This window comes from Pseudomonas frigoris (assembly GCF_047758635.1).
Taxonomy (GTDB): domain Bacteria; phylum Pseudomonadota; class Gammaproteobacteria; order Pseudomonadales; family Pseudomonadaceae; genus Aquipseudomonas; species Aquipseudomonas frigoris.
In genome coordinates this window covers 5,887,370-5,903,424 of sequence record NZ_CP180479.1, presented here as the reverse complement: position 1 = coordinate 5,903,424, position 16,055 = coordinate 5,887,370, and the positions used below count along the sequence as shown (strand labels likewise).

The window sequence follows — 16,055 nt, the reverse complement described above, 5'->3', positions numbered from 1 at the left end:
ATTTGTGGGCAATGGAGATCCAGTGTGGGAGCGGGCTTGCTCGCGAAGGGGGCGATACGGTCTGTCAGGAAAACTTCATCTCAAGCCACGCAACTTCTGCTTGTATTCTTTTTGTAGCCATTTGTAGCAATAACCTTCATTCCCTCTTCGTTTACCGCTAGGCTGCGGACATCTGCAACGCCGCCAACCGCCATTCAAACAAGAGCCGGCCATGACTGATCTGTCCCCACACCCGGGCCCTGCAAGCGTTGCCGTCGCGGCACTGGACGGGCGTTTTTTTCGGCCTCCGTTGCCCGACGGCCATGTGCTGCGGCCTCGTCTGTGCGAACGCCTGAGTGCGGGCCTCGGTGGCAGGTTGTTGCTGGTCAGCGCACCGGCGGGGTTTGGTAAGAGTTCGTTGGCGGTGGAGTTCTGTCAGGGCTTGCCGGCTCACTGGCAAAGTCTGTGGCTGGGGTTGAGTCCGCGAGACAGCGATCCCGGACGTTTTCTTGAGCGGTTGCTCGAAGGCCTCCAGGACTTTTTTCCGCGACTGGGCAGCCAGTCCCTGGGGCTGCTGAAAATGCGGCAGCGCCACCAGCCGTTTGCCTTTGAAGAATGGCTGGACGGTTTGCTCGATGAGTTGGCCGTGCACCTGTCTGCGAGTACGCCTCTGCTGTTGGTGCTGGATGACTACCATCTGGCGCAGGGCCCGGTTCTCGATCGCTGCCTGCAATTTTTCCTCAATCACCTGCCTGACGGCTTGCTGGTCATGGTCACCAGTCGGCAGCGGCCGGACTGGCATCTGGCGCGCCTGCGCCTGTCGCGGCAACTGCTCGAGTTGAATGAACAGGACTTGCGCCTGACTCACGATGAAGCCTTGACCCTGCTTGATCGGCACAGCAGCTCCTTGCGCGGCGAAGCGCTGGAGAGCCTCATCCAGCGCAGCGAAGGTTGGGTCGCCGGACTGCGTTTCTGGCTGCTGGCGGCGTCTGAAGCGGGCTCCCAGGGTGCTTTGCCGCAGGCCTTGCATGGCGGGGAAGGGCTGATCCGCGATTATCTGCTGGAAGAAGTCATCGATTGTCTGCCCGCCGAGGTGCAGTCATTTCTTTACGACACAGCACCTCAGGAACGCTTTTGCAGCGAACTGTGCGACGCCGTTCGCGAAGCCCATGACAGTGCCGAGATCCTGCGTTTTCTGCTGGCCCATCAGGTGTTCCTGGTGCCACTGGATGAAAACGGTCACTGGTATCGCTACCACCATTTGTTTTCCGACCTGTTGCGCACCCGGCCTACCGCGCAAGCGATGGTGCCGGCGGCCAGCCTGCACTTGCGCGCCTGTCGCTGGTTCAATGCCCAGGGGCTGCTCGATGAAGCGGTTGAGCAGGCGTTGCGTGCCGGGCACCTGGACGTCGCGGCGAACCTGGTGCAGAACCTCTCCGAAGAACAACTGCTGGCCGAACAGAACGTCGGCATGTTGCTGCGCTGGAAAATGGACTTGCCCGACAGCCTGCTGATCAGCACGCCACGGTTGATCGTGCTGTACAGCTGGGCGTTGGGGCTGGCTTGTCAGCTGGACGCCGCCGAGGAGCTGGCCAGTCATTTGAGCCGCTTCCTGCCGGCCCCGTCGGCCACTGCGCAGAAATCCATGCTGGCGCAATGGCTGGCCCTGAGCGGGATCATCGCCCGCGGGCGCGGCAATCGCGAGCTGACGCTGCTCTATTGCACCGAAGCGCAGGAGAGCCTGCCCGCCAAACGCTACGGGCAACGCCTGATGTGCCTCTCGACCCTGTCCAACCTGGCCATTGCCGACGGCGACTTGTGGCGTGCCCGCGGGTTGAACCGTGAATCTCTGGAGTTGGCGCAACGGGTCGGCAACCCGCTGTTCGAAGCTCTGGCCCATTATGACCGCGCTCGCGTGCTGCAAGCGCGAGGGGAAATCCTTCGTTCGCTGGATGAAGTGCGTCAGGGGCTGCAACGCCTGCAACGGTTATCCCCGCAACGGCTGTATGCCGTACGCGCCCGACTGACTTTGTACGAAGGTTTTTTGCTAGCCCTGCGCTTGCAGCCCCAAACCGCACGGGCACGCTTGCAAGCCGGTTTGAATGAAGCACGCGCCTGTCGTGATATCAGCGTATTGATCGGTCATTGCGTGATCGCCAGGCTTGAGGGCAGCAGCGGCGAATTCGCCAAAGCCTTCGCTGAACTCGCCGAAGCCGAGCGCCTGATGCACATCTGGGACGTGCCACCGATCTACTACCTGGCGATGATCACCCTGGTCAAATGCGAACTCTGGCTGGCTCAGGGGCGTACCGATCTGGCCGAAGCCTGGCTCGCTCGCTTGGGTCAGACCTATAACGGTGAACACGCGGCAGCCCCTCCGGAGTTCCATCCGCAACTGCCGCTGCATATCGAGTTGCAGCAGGCCTTGCTGGAGGTCATTCAGGGGCAGCCGATGCTGGCCGAAGGACGATTGAATGCGTTGCTTGAGCATGGGCAGCAAACCGGCAGGCAACTGCTCAGCGTGATGGCACTGACTCAGAAAGTGACGTTATTGCTGGGGTGCGGACGCGAACCCGAGGCCCGCAAGGCCTTGAGTCAGGCGCTGGAAGCAGCGGCCGGTGGAGTGCTGCAACCGTTTGACAGGTTGTTGGCTGAACATTCGGACTGGCTGCGTGGACAACTTCAACTCGGTGCGCCGACGCCCGTTTCACAGAGCCTTTCAGAACAACTTCCGACAGTGGCAGCCCGTCCCGCAGTGGAGTCATCCACTGCGGCGGAACAACTCAGTACGCGGGAAATGGCTGTCCTGCGACTGATCGCCCAAGGCTGTTCGAATCAGGAGATCAGCGATCAGTTGTTTATTTCGCTGCACACGGTGAAAACCCATGCCAGCCATATCAACAGCAAGCTTGGGGTGGAGCGGCGAACGCAAGCGGTCGCCAGGGCGAAAGAGTTGGGTGTGTTGCAGTAATTGCCGTTTGAAGACCTCCGAAACAAGTTGGGCCTTGCGATCAGAGGTTTTCGGTCATTTCTCCTCTGAGACAGTCACTCCGGATGTCTGCCCCACGTCGATGGAGTGCTTCAGGATCGACAGTAAGCCGATGGAGCAGTCATCTCCGGTTTTACTGGCGATGGACTGTTGCAAGTTGTCACCCAACACGTCCTTCATTTTTTTTCTGGGTAACGTTGCATTCCACTCCAGCAGCTCTTGGATCGCCGGGGCGGGGACGCCGCTGGATTTGTCATAGAAGCTTTCTGCGGTGCCGTCGCTCATGATCGCGAAGCCAGTGGTGGCTTCGATTTGCCCACGGTACAACCTGAGCCGCGACGCCGCTTTATGGTCAGTCAGAAGCAGGGTGGTATTGGCGAGCTCGCCATTTTCTGGATGAGAAAGGGCCAGGAGTTGTCCGTCCGCATCAAGGCTTGCGATAACGCCATCGCCCAAGTGGCCCGCCAGGTAGCGGCCTCGTGAGTAAGCGACGAACGACAAGGTGCAGGCCAGGTCGTTGATATCGCCGCCGAGCTTTGCAGATTTGCGTCTGAACGCGTCCAGGCAGCGATTGACCAGTCGCTGGGCTGCCTTCACGTTGTGTTTGTCCATGTTTTGCCAGAGGCTTTCAAAGTTTTTGCAGACAAAGGCCAGGGTGGCCGTGACCGCTACTTGGGCGCCGATGTCGGATCTGGCTCTGGAGCCAGCCCCATCGGCCAATGAAATGCAGGTCACCTCGTTGGACTCTCTGGCCGCGACATAGTCCTGGCAAGGCGTTTGTGTCTTGAGGTGCGAGCGTCCTGCCACAAACGCGCAGGTCGTTTTACAGCTGAAGTCTTCCGGGATCTCAGGCATGGTTCAGACCTGTGCCCGGGCTTCAATACCTTTAATGTCCTGACGAAGGAGATAGTCTTCTTGCATGGGATTATCCTTTTTAGGCTGAGCGTTACAAATACCGCTTCAAGAATCGTTTGAACCAGGCATTGCCTTCCTGCCGTCTTGTTTCAAAATAGGCGCGGCGCGAGGATAACCTATCAATTTTGCGCATCACAACCGCAGTACCCAGCCTTGGCACCAGGATTAAACCCATGCAAACCCCGAATACAGCCCTCATCCGCGAAACCTTCCCCGTCGGCCCATTGCAGTGCAACTGCACGATCATCGGCGACCCGATTACTAAAAAAGCCATCGTGGTCGATCCGGGCGGTAATCACGAACTGATCCTCGCGCGGCTCGACGCACTGGGCCTGAAGGTGGTCAGCATCATTCATACCCATGCGCACCTCGATCACTTCCTGGCTTCCGGTCAGTTGAAGGAGAAAACCGGCGCAACCCTGCACCTGCATAAAGAAGATCAATTTCTGTGGGACAACCTGGAGATGCAGTGCCAGATGTTCGGTGTGCCCTACACTCCGGTGCCGTCGCCGGATCGCTGGTTGGCCGATGATGAAGAACTGGCCTGCGGTTGCGGCGTGGCGTTGCACACGCCGGGTCATACGCCGGGTTCCATGAGCTTTTGGTTTTCAGAGGCTAAGCTGCTGATTGCCGGTGACACGTTGTTTCGTCGCGGGGTAGGGCGCACGGATTTGTGGGGGGGCGATCAGGCAACCATCGTGCGGTCGATCAAGCAGCGGCTGTACACCCTCGATGAAGAGGCGACGGTGGTGACCGGGCATGGTCCGGACACCCGTCTGGGCGATGAAATGCGCGAGAACCCTTTTGTGCGGGCGTGATTGGTGCAGTTGTGTAGGCACGCCGCGGAATTATTTTCATCCGCAATGATCCAACGCCCGCAAAGATTTAATGCCTTAGTCCGTTGCACCACAGAATGCAAAAAGTAGGAGCTCTTCATGTTCACCAAGCAGCGTTTGATTATTGTCGCTACGGCTGTGGCCTTGCTGTCTGGCTGCGCCTCGCCTAACCCTTACGACAACCAGGGCCAGGCCGACGGTGGTTCCACGGGCATGAGCAAAACCGCTAAATACGGTGGCCTCGGCGCTCTGGCCGGTGCTCTGGCCGGTGCCGCCATCGGTCACGATAACCGTGGCAAGGGCGCGCTGATTGGCGCTGCGGTGGTGGGTGCTTCCGCTGCCGGTTACGGTTATTACGCCGACCAGCAAGAGAAAAAGCTGCGCGCCAGCATGGCCAACACCGGGGTGGAAGTGCAGCGCCAGGGTGATCAGATCAAACTGATCATGCCGGGTAACATCACCTTCGCCACCGATTCGGCGAACATCGCGTCGGGTTTCTATCAGCCGTTGAACAATCTGGCGGGCTCGCTCAAGGAGTTCAGCCAGAACCAGATCGAGATCGTCGGCTACACCGACAGCACCGGCAGCCGCCAGCACAACATGGACCTGTCCCAGCGTCGCGCCCAGAGCGTGGCGACTTACCTGACGTCTCAGGGCGTGAGCGGTGCCAACCTGTCGGCTCGCGGTGCCGGGCCGGATAACCCGATTGCCAGCAACGGTGACGTCAATGGTCGGGCGCAGAACCGCCGGGTCGAGGTCAACCTGAAGGCGATTCCGGGTCAGCAGTATGGTGGTCAGCAGCAGGGTACGGTTCAGCAGTATCCTTGATCGCCTGATTGAACCCCAGGCATAAAAAAACCGCCCGATCCTCAACAAATCGGGCGGTTTTTTTGTGTCGCCAGTTCTGGCCCCTTCGCGAGCAGGCTCGCTCCCGCAGGGGAACGCATTCCAAATGTGGGAGCGAGCTTGCTCCGGGCGGCGCTCCGACGATGGGGCCTGATCAGGCAACAAAAAACCATCAGCAATTAAAAAAGCCCCCGGACAATCACTCATCCGGAGGCTTTTTGTGTCGCGCGAAACCTGATTACTTCTTCAGGCCGTAATGCTCATCGAGCATGCCCGGCGCGTTCGGGGCTTTGGGGGCGTAATCGCGTGGCGGCTCCTGATTGCGCGGTGGCGTCAGGCGTTCGCGCGGGGCCTGGGCCGCGTCGGCGTGCAGGGAGGCCAGCAGGCGTTGGCGGGTTTGCTCGTCCAGGGCCAGGCGGTTGGCACCCTCGGCGAGATGATCCTGCACTTCCTGATAGCTCGCAGTCAGTTTCTTGACCAGCGTTGCAGTGCTGTTGAAGTGGGTGACCACCTCGTTCTGATAACTGTCGAAACGTTCCTGAACGTCATCCAGCTGACGTTGTGTGCTGCTAGGCGCGGCATTCGGCACCAGGCGAGCGATCAGGAAACCAATGGCGACACCCACAACCAGGGCAAGAGTCGGCAACAACCAAACTAAGAGCGAGTGTTCCACGAGTCCTTCCTCTATAAACGGCTTTGCTTTACGTTAACGGCTCGAACCTGCGCTGTATACCGCGATTCACTCGCAATAGATTGGCACAGACAATTTGCTAGACGAGTCGACCCGATTCGAGGTCACGGAGTTCCTTCCTTGCTTATGCGCGAAACCCCTGTAGTGATTGATGGCCCGGTTGGTCAACTGGAGTCCCTCTACCTGGATAACGAACAGCCCCGCGGCCTGGCGCTGATCTGCCATCCGAACCCGGTGCAGGGCGGCACCATGCTCAACAAAGTCGTCTCGACCTTGCAGCGCACCGCGCGTGACGCAGGTTTGATTACTTTGCGCTTCAACTACCGTGGCGTCGGTGCCAGTGAAGGCACCCACGATATGGGCACGGGCGAAGTCGATGACGCCCAAGCCGTTGCCGAATGGCTACGAGCCAAACACCCCGAGTTGCCGCTGACGCTGTTCGGATTCTCCTTCGGCGGTTTTGTTGCAGCAAGTCTCGGCGGACGTCTGGAAGCCAAGGGTGAGCAGCTCAAGCACCTGTTCATGGTCGCGCCTGCGGTGATGCGTCTGGGCGATCAGGATCAACTGCCGCAACACGGCGAGCTGACCCTGATTCAGCCAGAAACCGACGAAGTCATTGATCCGCAGCTCGTTTACGAATGGTCCGACAAGCTCGAACGCCCCCATGAGCTGCTGAAAGTGGCAGAATGCGGACACTTTTTTCATGGCAAGCTGACCGATCTCAAGGATCTGATCCTGCCGCGTCTTTCGAATTGATTGCAGTCTGACAAGCGATTACCCATGACGACTCGTACCCGTATCCTCACCGGCATCACCACCACCGGCACGCCGCACCTGGGCAACTACGCCGGCGCCATCCGCCCGGCGATCCTTGCCAGCCGTGACAGCAATGCCGATTCGTTCTACTTCCTGGCCGACTACCACGCCCTGATCAAATGCGATGACCCGCTGCGCATCCAGCGCTCGCGTCTGGAAATCGCCGCGACCTGGTTGGCCGGTGGCCTGGATGTGGACCGCGTAACCTTCTATCGCCAGTCCGACATCCCGGAAATCCCCGAGTTGACCTGGCTGCTGACCTGCGTTGCCGCCAAGGGCCTGCTCAATCGCGCCCACGCCTACAAGGCTTCGGTGGACAAGAACATCGAAACCGGCGAAGACCCGGACGCCGGCATCACCATGGGCTTGTACAGCTACCCGGTGCTGATGGCCGCGGACATTCTGATGTTCAACGCCCATAAGGTGCCGGTCGGCCGTGACCAGATCCAGCACGTGGAAATGGCCCGTGACATCGGTCAGCGCTTCAATCACCTGTTCGGTCAGGGCAAAGAATTCTTCACCATGCCCGAGGCGCTGATCGAAGAAAGCGTCGCCACGCTACCCGGCCTCGACGGTCGCAAGATGTCGAAGAGCTACGACAACACCATTCCGTTGTTCAGCAGCGCCAAGGAAATGAAGGACGCGATTTCGCGGATCGTCACCGACTCCCGTGCGCCGGGCGAGGCGAAAGATCCGGACAACTCGCACCTGTTCACCTTGTTCCAGGCCTTCGCCACCCCGGCGCAGTCCGACGAATTCCGCAGCGAACTGTTGCAGGGCCTGGGGTGGGGGGAGGCGAAGAATCGTCTGTTCCAGCTGCTGGACAACGAATTGGGCGAGTCCCGCGAGCGTTATCACCAGCTGATCGAACGCCCGGCAGACCTGGAAGACATCCTGCAGATCGGCGCCAAGAAGGCCCGCTCGGTAGCGACACCGTTCCTTCACGAACTGCGTGAAGCGGTTGGCCTGCGCTCTTTCGTCGCTCAGACCCAGGTCGCGACCACCACCAAGAAGAAAGCCGCGAAAGCCGCGCGTTTTGTCAGTTTCCGCGAAGAAGACAGCAGCTTCCGTTTCCGTCTGCTGGCGGCCGATGGCGAGCAGCTGCTGTTGTCGCGCAACTTCGCCGACGGCAAAACCGCAGGTCAAGTGACCAAGCAGTTGCAATCGGGTCAACCGTTGGATGTGCGCAGTGAAGACCGCAGCTTCAGCGTCTGGCTGGAAGGCGAGTGCGTGGCCGACAGCCCGACTTTCGCTGACGACGCCGCTCGCGACGTCGCCATCGACACTTTGCGGGTTGCTCTGACGCCAGTTCAGGAATAAATCAGCGGCTCGGCCCGACCAAGGGCCGATTGCCATTCCCACGGGCCGTCGCTACAGTGACGGCCCGTTTTTGTTGCCTTGCTAACGAATTATGACGCCCCTAGAACGATATCAAGCTGATCTGAAACGCCCGGAATTCTTCCATGACGCCGCGCAGGAAACTGCGGTGCGCCATTTGCAGCGCCTGTACGACGATCTGGTCGCGGCCTCGCACAGCAAACCGGGTCTGTTCGGCAAACTGTTTGGCAAGAAAGACGCGGCACCGGTCAAGGGTCTGTACTTCTGGGGCGGCGTCGGCCGTGGCAAGACCTATCTGGTCGACACCTTCTTCGAAGCGCTGCCGTTCAAGGAAAAGGTCCGCACTCACTTCCACCGCTTCATGAAGCGAGTGCACGAAGAGATGAAGACCCTCGGCGGCGAGAAAAACCCGCTGACCATCATCGCCAAGCGCTTCTCTGACGAAGCCCGGGTGATTTGTTTCGATGAGTTCTTCGTGTCCGACATCACCGACGCGATGATCCTCGGCACGCTGATGGAAGAGCTGTTCAAGAACGGCGTGACCCTGGTCGCGACCTCGAACATCGTGCCGGACGGTCTGTACAAGGACGGCCTGCAACGTGCGCGCTTCCTGCCGGCCATTGCGCTGATCAAGCAGAACACCGAGATCGTCAACGTCGACAGCGGCGTCGATTATCGTCTGCGTCACCTTGAGCAAGCGGAGCTGTTCCACTTTCCGCTGGATGATGCGTCCCACGAAAGCCTGCGCAAGAGCTTCCGCGCCCTGACGCCGGAATGCACGGCAGCCATCGAGAACGATGTGCTGATGATCGAGAACCGCGAAATTCGCGCCTTGCGTACGTGCGATGACGTGGCCTGGTTCGACTTCCGCGAACTCTGCGACGGCCCGCGCAGCCAGAACGATTACATCGAACTGGGCAAGATCTTCCACGCTGTGTTGCTCAGCGGTGTCGAGCAGATGAGCGTCACCACCGACGACATCGCCCGACGCTTTATCAACATGGTCGACGAGTTCTACGACCGCAACGTGAAGCTGATCATTTCCGCTGAAGTCGAGTTGAAAGACCTCTATACCGGCGGTCGCCTGAACTTTGAGTTCCAGCGCACCCTCAGCCGTCTGCTGGAAATGCAGTCTCACGAATTCCTGTCCCGGGCGCACAAGCCGTAGGAAATTTCGGATAACAAAAAAGGCCTGCATTGCAGGCCTTTTTTGTGCGCTGTGTGTCAGTTTTGAACGAGAAAGCGCGCCACTTCAACTTGTCGCTGGCAGCCGACGAGCAGCCACAGCAGGATTCGGGCTTTGCGTGGACAGAGAAATCCAGCCATCAATGCACCTTTACTGATCAGGTCCATCTCGCTGCCAATAAATCCGTAGGTCGATTGAGCCGTGGAGCCGGAACCTGTCCGGGTGGCAACGATGACAGGGATTTTTCTGGCGATGGTTTCAATTACATCTGCCCAGCTCGCGCCAACGTGTCCTGCACCGAAACCCGCAATCACCAGTCCGTCGTAACCCAGTTCGAGGATGTTCTCGATTAACAGGGTATCGGCGCAAAGTGACGCTTCCAGCAGGGCAATCTTCTGTGTGGTCAGCTGGGGCAGCGGCAGGACCCTGCGCTGGACTGGCAGGCGCAGATAGTTGACGGTGTTTTCCATCAGCATGCCGACAGGACCAACGATGGGGGAGGAAAACGCCTGCAATGCTAATGAATCGGTTTTGCGGACGGCGTTCGCTGAATGAATCTGTCCGTTCATCACCACGTGAACGCCTCGTTGACGGCTGCTTTCAGCCAGTGCAACCCGGCAAGCATCCAGCAGATTCGCCGGACCATCGGCCCCTGCCTGGGCTGCCGAACGCATGGCGCCGGTCAGGACCAACGGCTCGTCGTTGTCCCACAAATAGTCAAAAAATGTGGCGGTTTCCTCGAGGGTGTCTGTGCCTTGAGTGATGACAACACCCACCGCACCTTGTCTGATTTGAACATTAGCCCAGGAAAGGACGCTCAGCAAAAAGTCGAAATCCAGTGAGGCACTGGGCAACAGTCCGAGCGTTTCTACGGTGACCTGTGCCAAGGTCGCCAACTCTGGCACCGAGGCCAGCAGGGTTTCGCCGCTGACGGTCGGGATCACCCCTTCGCCGGTGTTGCTGGCTTGCATGCTCACGGTGCCGCCGAGCGCCGCAATGGCCAGTTTGGGCAGGTCCATGTGATACCTCATTAGCTTGTGATGAGAAGTGGCTGTATCCGGAATTGAGTCCGTGATACAGCCCAATCGTGACGTTCGTCAGTTGGCTACCAGCAGTCCGATAAACGGAATGATCAGCAACGTACTAATGGCCATGGCCAGTACATTGCCGATGAAACCGTGCATGTCGGCCGGCAACCGCTTGGCAATCGCGCACGCCAGCGGTGGCGCAATCAATGCCCCCAGCAGTGCGCTTGAGGCTATGACCTGCCAGCTGCCACCGTACGTCAGAACGGCCGCGGGCACGACTGACACCAATGGAACATAGGTGGGATACCAGCCGCGCAATATCCATTGTCGACGCCAGATCGCTACCCCTAACGCCGAAGTCAACGCCTGCGCGGCGATCAGTTGGGGCAGCAAGCCCGTGCCATACACTGGGCTCGTCGGGTTCAAGGTGTAAGCCAGCAAGGCCCCCGCGATCAAGCCGAGACTGGCCCATTCATTGCCGAAGAACGGCGCTTCCGAAAAGTCAGCCAACACCCGACGTAGACTCCACACGACACCATAGTCGGGCGTTTTGGTTATGGCGGGTGCGGGCGCAGGGGCGGACGGCTTCTCGGGTCGGTCGGACTTCACCAGGCTCGGCAGGTAACGGCAGAGCAGAAAAGCGCCGACACTGGCGACCGCCATGCCCGAGACATTGCCAATCACGGCTGGTAATCCGAGGGGATTGCAGACGTAATTGACGATCAGCAAGCACATCGGGGTGACGAACACGGCGCCCATGATTGCGCCATTGATCGTGACCTTCCAGCCGCCACCGAACATCAGCACCATCGCCGCCGGCAACGAAACAAAGGCGGCAAACGTGGGTTGCCAACTGGTGGCCGTGACCGTCCAGCCCCACAGCAGGTTACTCAGCAACAGCCCAAGCAATGAGCTGGTGACGAGCCACGGCCATAATCCGCTGCCGTAGCAAATGGTAAAGCCTTGCCAGGCTTTTCCCGTTCGATTCGCCCAGTAGGCCAAATAGGCGCCTGCAAGCAGCCCGATCGAAGCGAACTCATGTTTGTAGAACGCCACCTCGCTGATGTCTCCCAGGATCCAGCGCATCCAGGCGCTCGGTTCCGGGAGGCTCGATACCATGTGACTGTAGTCTGGCCAATGCGCTGACCAGGATGACCGGTAGGTGAATGAAAGCCAGATGATCAACAGTGCCGCGCCGAGCATCAGCCAGATGACCGCCGTATCCAGCGGCGTCCTGGCGACAAGCCGGTTTTGCGGTTTTTCGTTTGTGGTGTCCATCAGTCATGCCCCCTTATCAGCGCGGCAGACAAGGGTGCTGGGTGTAGCCGAGCATTTGATCGTAGAGATCGGCTCGACGATCGCGATGCAAATCGTTCAAGTTGTTCCAGATGGGCGCGCTGCGCGAGCTGGTCAGGTCGATGTCGGCAAACAGGATCTCCTGCTTGTCCGCTGAAGCCACCTGGCCAATCGGCCAACCGTTGGTGCCCGCGATCAGCGAACAACCCAGGTAACGTGCACCTCGCTCTTCGCCGATCCGGCTCGCCGCCGCAATAAACACATTATTGACGTGAGCCGCCGTCATCGTCAGGTACGACGCCATGCACTTGCCGGCGTCATCGAACAGGGGTGGCGGGGTCCAGACCCAGTTGTTCAGGCTGCAAATAATGTCGGCGCCTTGCTGGCTCAAAATGCGCGGTACTTCCGGGAACCAGATATCCCAGCAGATCAACATCCCTATACGACCGATTGGGGTGTCGAAAACCGGGAACCCCAGATCGCCCGGCGTGAACCACAGTTTTTCCAGATTCCATAAATGTGCTTTTCGGTACTTGCCGATGAAGCCGTCAGGCCCGACAAGAACGCCGGTGTTGAACAGCTGCATGCCGTCGCGCTCCGTCAAGCCGGCGACCAGATAAACCTTGTGCTGGCGGGCAAAGTCCATCCAGCTCTGCACGCTCGGCCCGCTGGGAACGACCTCCGAATGCTCGAACGCATCCTGCCGGGTTTTGAAGAAGTAACCTGTGCTTGAAAGCTCGGGCAGGACGATGAGATTCGCACCGTCATTTGCCGCTTCCAACGCTAATTCCAGACTGTTACGCAGATTTGCTTCGCGATTTTGCATGCCGACTTGTGGATCGAATTGCACGACTGCTACACGAACAGGACTTGTTGGCTCGCTCATTCCGATGACCTCTTTTTATTGTTATTCACGCTGTTTAATTGCGTGCTTATGAGAGTCGAATCGGCGAGAACGTGTAAGTCAGCTATTTCCGTTTAGGGTGTAGTCCGTATCCCAAGATGACTGCGCGAGGCGCTTGGCAGGAGGGTCGCCAAAGTAGAGCCAATGCACGTCGTGCATGGCTCCAGGGCAAGGAAGCTAATCAGGTTCTGACGTTATAGTGCGGATAGTCGCTCATGGAAAAACCGCCATGGAAGGCTGCGCCGGTTTTGTTGCAGATATGAATGACCGCATCGACGGCGCCCCGAAAGCACGGCTCGGTCCAGCCAGCATCGACTGAAAACGACTCCCCGGAAAAATACAGACCTGAAACATGCGCGAAGTCCCGGTTGTACTTCATCAGGCTGACGGCGTCGTAGTAGGTGCCGGGTCGGTATAACTTTGCACAACCCAGCGCATTTTTATCGGTGATCCAGCGTTGGACCACGGCTTGATCCAGGGCAATGTAGGGAGTGATTTTCTCCTGGATATTGGCGGCGTTCATGAGGATCCGGTCCAGCTCTTTGGCGCACTTGTTCACCAGTTCCTTGTCGGTGAATGAGGCGAGTTTGGTAGCGTCGTCCTCCCATGTGTAACTTAAAAGGATGCAGTCATAACTGTAGCTATCGTTGTAGCGGTAGGTGTAGACGTCGTGGATAAAACTGTCAGTGACGATGGCTTGCGGGATTTTTCTGTTTTTCGAAAGGAAGGATTTTTTTAACGGTGCGAAGACTTTGCAACTGGTTTCCCAGTGCGCGGTTTTATAGGCATTGATCGTCTCGAACGGCAGCATCTGTGGCGTGAAGTTTTCAAGCTTGATGCGAGTTTCGATCAGCCAGGAGGGAAGGGTCATGATGACCGAATCAAAGTCATCGTAGTGCTCCTGGATTTGCTCGGGTTGACTATGTTTCGAGTTGTAGTAGACGCGTGTTTTCTGGTTCGTCAGTTTTTTAAGTTTTGTAACGGATGAGTCCATGAGCAAACCGTTGTTTCTTTCCTGGCAGTGTTCGTAGAAGGACTTTCCGGTTTCGTCGGTTTTCATGAACAGCAGGCATTCGTCCAACGCTGCAAGACCGATGTAGCGGGGCCTGTCGCAACTCAGCCCCGTCGAGTCAAAAACGGCTTCGCTGTGCAGGCAGGGTGAATCCAGCGGATCGCCAATTGAGTCGACCCGACCATGGATCAATTGCAGTTGGCTGCTAAATCCAAAAATGGCAGTGCGCAGAGGATAAAGGGAGCAGACATCGTAAAAGGCTCCCCAGCTACCGTCGCCGATGCCAATGGCATAGAAGATCGCGGACTCCTGCGCGGACATTCCCATTCCGCCAAAGTCCCCCGGTGAGCGTTCATCCCAAGCTTGCAGGGCGGGCATGCTGACCAGATCGCGAAACGAAACGCTCTCGTATTTTTCGACGATAGCAGCCCACATGGCTTCCCATGCCTGACTGGCGTAAACCTCTGCGACGTGCCGGGTCATGCGATCGGCAAAGGCCTTCCACTTTGCATAAACCTTTTGCAGTTCTTCACCGGGAGGTGGTGTCTGGCCATCTTCATTTTTCCAGATCAGCATCTGCGGAGTCGGTCCGCCGCCCATGCTGCCCTCTCGCAGATAGATACCGGTCGAAGTGACCCACTGGCTTCCGGGATTGGCAAAATCTGAAAACGCCAGGTCGAATGCCTTGGCGTAGTAAGCCATCAGCGACCGGCCCTCTGTCGGTGACTCGTCCGCCCGATTGAAGAAGGGCATGCGCATGGCCCCCATTTCAAACGGTGTATGACTCATCGCCGAGTTCGGGCTTCCAGGGACGGTCAGGTGTCTGCCGCCTATGCGTCTGGATTGTTCTATGAGGGTGATATGGGTGAACCCGCAACGATAAAGCTCTCTGGCGGCCGTCAGTCCGGTGACGCCGGCGCCAATAATGCAAATTTTATGTTGTGGGTCAGTTGCCTTGGCGATGCCGTTTTCCTGTTCAACCAATGCTCGATAGTCGAAGCACAAATCTGGCGGGTTGGGGAAACGGGCCTTCCACTTGTTTTCCGCCGAGCGTTTTGGGCGAGCGGCATCCTTCGTGGCATAGGAGGGGTAGTTGTAGCTTGATCCGATAGTCACTGTTGATCTTCCCTGATGGTGTTTTCAGGGACGATGTTGAGGTTCTGAACGCGCAGCGTATAGGAGACAAGTAAGGCTCGCAGATACTCTTTATTCGTTTTTTAGCGTGGGAAAAGACCAGCAGGGCTCCGGCTAAGGATCCCTGCGGTATTGGGCTACGCCGCCTGCTGGAACTGCTGCCGATACTGGTTCGGCGACAATTCCGTGTGCTGGCGGAACAGCCGCGCGAAAAAGCTCGCATCGTCGTAACCGACTTCATAGCTGATGGTCTTGATGCTCTTGCGGCTGCCGGACAGCAAGCCTTTGGCCGTCTCGATACGCAGTCGTTGCAGGTAATGCAGCGGCTTGTCGCCGGTGGCGGTCTGGAAGCGCCGCATGAAATTGCGGATGCTCATGCCGTGTTCGCGAGCCACGTCTTCGAAGCGGAATTTGTCGGCAAAGTGTTCTTCGAGCCAGTGCTGGATCTGCAGGATGATCACATCCTGGTGCAGCTTCTGACCGCCGAAACCGATTCGTCCTGGCGAGTAGCTGCGCTGCACTTCATAAAGAATATCCCGCGCCACGGCCTGGGACACGTTGGCGCCGCAGAAGCGTTCGATCAGGTAAATGTAAAGGTCGCAGGCCGAGGTGGTTCCGCCAGCACAGTACAGGTTGTCGGCATCGGTCAGGTGCTTGTCCTGATTGAGCTGAACCCGTGGGAAGCGTTCGGCAAACGCATTGAAGAAACGCCAGTAAGTGGTCGCTTCCTTGCCGTCGAGCAGCCCGGCCTCGGCCAGCCAGAACACCCCGGTGGCTTCGCCGCAGAGTACTGCGCCGCGAGCATGTTGCTGGCGCAGCCAGGGCAGGACCTGTGGATAACGTTGGCAGAGGGTGTCGAAATCGTCCCAGAACGCTGGAAGGACAATGATGTCGGCGTTTTCCAGGCCGCCGTCCACCGGCATGATTACATCGCTGAAGCTGTTTACCGGTTTGCCGTCGGGGCTGACCAGGCGGGTTTCGAACGCCGGAGTCAGGCCTTGGCCCAGTTGTTTGCCGTAACGCAGGCTGGCCAGGTGGAAGAAATCCTTGGCTTGCATGAGGGTGGAAGCGAAAACCCGGTCGAT

Annotated in this window: 13 protein-coding genes; 6 read left to right on the top strand and 7 right to left on the bottom strand. The window is 58.4% G+C overall.

Going from position 1 to position 16,055, the window contains the following annotated elements:
* Positions 1 to 211: 211 nt before the first annotated feature.
* Positions 212 to 2,950: a LuxR C-terminal-related transcriptional regulator gene (locus ACMXYH_RS27175; protein WP_415765501.1), complete on the top strand. Its 2,739-nt coding sequence runs from the start codon at positions 212 to 214 to the stop codon at positions 2,948 to 2,950.
* A 54-nt stretch (positions 2,951 to 3,004) separates the two neighbouring features.
* Here the strand turns inward: ACMXYH_RS27175 and ACMXYH_RS27170 are convergent, their stop codons facing one another.
* A complete protein-coding gene (locus ACMXYH_RS27170) occupies positions 3,005 to 3,823 on the bottom strand; it encodes a PP2C family serine/threonine-protein phosphatase (protein ID WP_415765500.1) in 819 nt (272 codons plus the stop codon).
* Positions 3,824 to 4,056: 233 nt separating this feature from the next.
* Here ACMXYH_RS27170 and ACMXYH_RS27165 point away from each other — a divergent pair, with 233 nt between their 5' ends.
* Entirely contained in the window at positions 4,057 to 4,701 is a 645-nt protein-coding gene (locus tag ACMXYH_RS27165; protein ID WP_056740859.1) for an MBL fold metallo-hydrolase, read from the top strand.
* 117 nt (positions 4,702 to 4,818) lie between these two features.
* Positions 4,819 to 5,547, top strand: coding sequence for an OmpA family protein (locus tag ACMXYH_RS27160; RefSeq protein ID WP_129441341.1), 729 nt, complete (start codon positions 4,819 to 4,821; stop codon positions 5,545 to 5,547).
* A 256-nt stretch (positions 5,548 to 5,803) separates the two neighbouring features.
* On the opposite strand, the gene ACMXYH_RS27155 is transcribed toward ACMXYH_RS27160, so the two are convergent.
* Positions 5,804 to 6,238, bottom strand: a complete 435-nt coding sequence (locus ACMXYH_RS27155) for a YhcB family protein (protein WP_129441343.1) — start codon at positions 6,236 to 6,238, stop codon at positions 5,804 to 5,806.
* Positions 6,239 to 6,382: 144 nt separating this feature from the next.
* Here ACMXYH_RS27155 and ACMXYH_RS27150 point away from each other — a divergent pair, with 144 nt between their 5' ends.
* The 3 genes from ACMXYH_RS27150 to zapE all read left to right on the top strand — a co-directional run bounded on the left by ACMXYH_RS27150 (position 6,383) and on the right by zapE (position 9,578).
* A complete protein-coding gene (locus tag ACMXYH_RS27150) occupies positions 6,383 to 7,012 on the top strand; it encodes an alpha/beta hydrolase (protein WP_129441345.1) in 630 nt (209 codons plus the stop codon).
* 24 nt (positions 7,013 to 7,036) lie between these two features.
* Positions 7,037 to 8,392 (top strand): tryptophan--tRNA ligase, encoded by a 1,356-nt coding sequence (locus tag ACMXYH_RS27145; protein ID WP_129441347.1) that lies wholly within the window; start codon positions 7,037 to 7,039, stop codon positions 8,390 to 8,392.
* A 91-nt stretch (positions 8,393 to 8,483) separates the two neighbouring features.
* Positions 8,484 to 9,578: a cell division protein ZapE gene (gene zapE / locus ACMXYH_RS27140; protein ID WP_008155962.1), complete on the top strand. Its 1,095-nt coding sequence runs from the start codon at positions 8,484 to 8,486 to the stop codon at positions 9,576 to 9,578.
* A 56-nt stretch (positions 9,579 to 9,634) separates the two neighbouring features.
* Here the strand turns inward: zapE and ACMXYH_RS27135 are convergent, their stop codons facing one another.
* The 5 genes from ACMXYH_RS27135 to ACMXYH_RS27115 form a co-directional block, all read right to left on the bottom strand.
* Entirely contained in the window at positions 9,635 to 10,615 is a 981-nt protein-coding gene (locus tag ACMXYH_RS27135; RefSeq protein WP_415767756.1) for an asparaginase, read from the bottom strand.
* Positions 10,616 to 10,693: 78 nt separating this feature from the next.
* Positions 10,694 to 11,902 (bottom strand): hypothetical protein, encoded by a 1,209-nt coding sequence (locus tag ACMXYH_RS27130; RefSeq protein ID WP_415765499.1) that lies wholly within the window; start codon positions 11,900 to 11,902, stop codon positions 10,694 to 10,696.
* Between the two features lie 16 nt (positions 11,903 to 11,918).
* Entirely contained in the window at positions 11,919 to 12,806 is an 888-nt protein-coding gene (locus ACMXYH_RS27125; protein WP_415765498.1) for a nitrilase family protein, read from the bottom strand.
* A 199-nt stretch (positions 12,807 to 13,005) separates the two neighbouring features.
* A complete protein-coding gene (locus ACMXYH_RS27120) occupies positions 13,006 to 14,952 on the bottom strand; it encodes a flavin monoamine oxidase family protein (RefSeq protein WP_415765497.1) in 1,947 nt (648 codons plus the stop codon).
* Positions 14,953 to 15,107: 155 nt separating this feature from the next.
* Positions 15,108 to 16,004, bottom strand: coding sequence for a GlxA family transcriptional regulator (locus ACMXYH_RS27115; RefSeq protein WP_173860460.1), 897 nt, complete (start codon positions 16,002 to 16,004; stop codon positions 15,108 to 15,110).
* Positions 16,005 to 16,055: the final 51 nt, after the last annotated feature.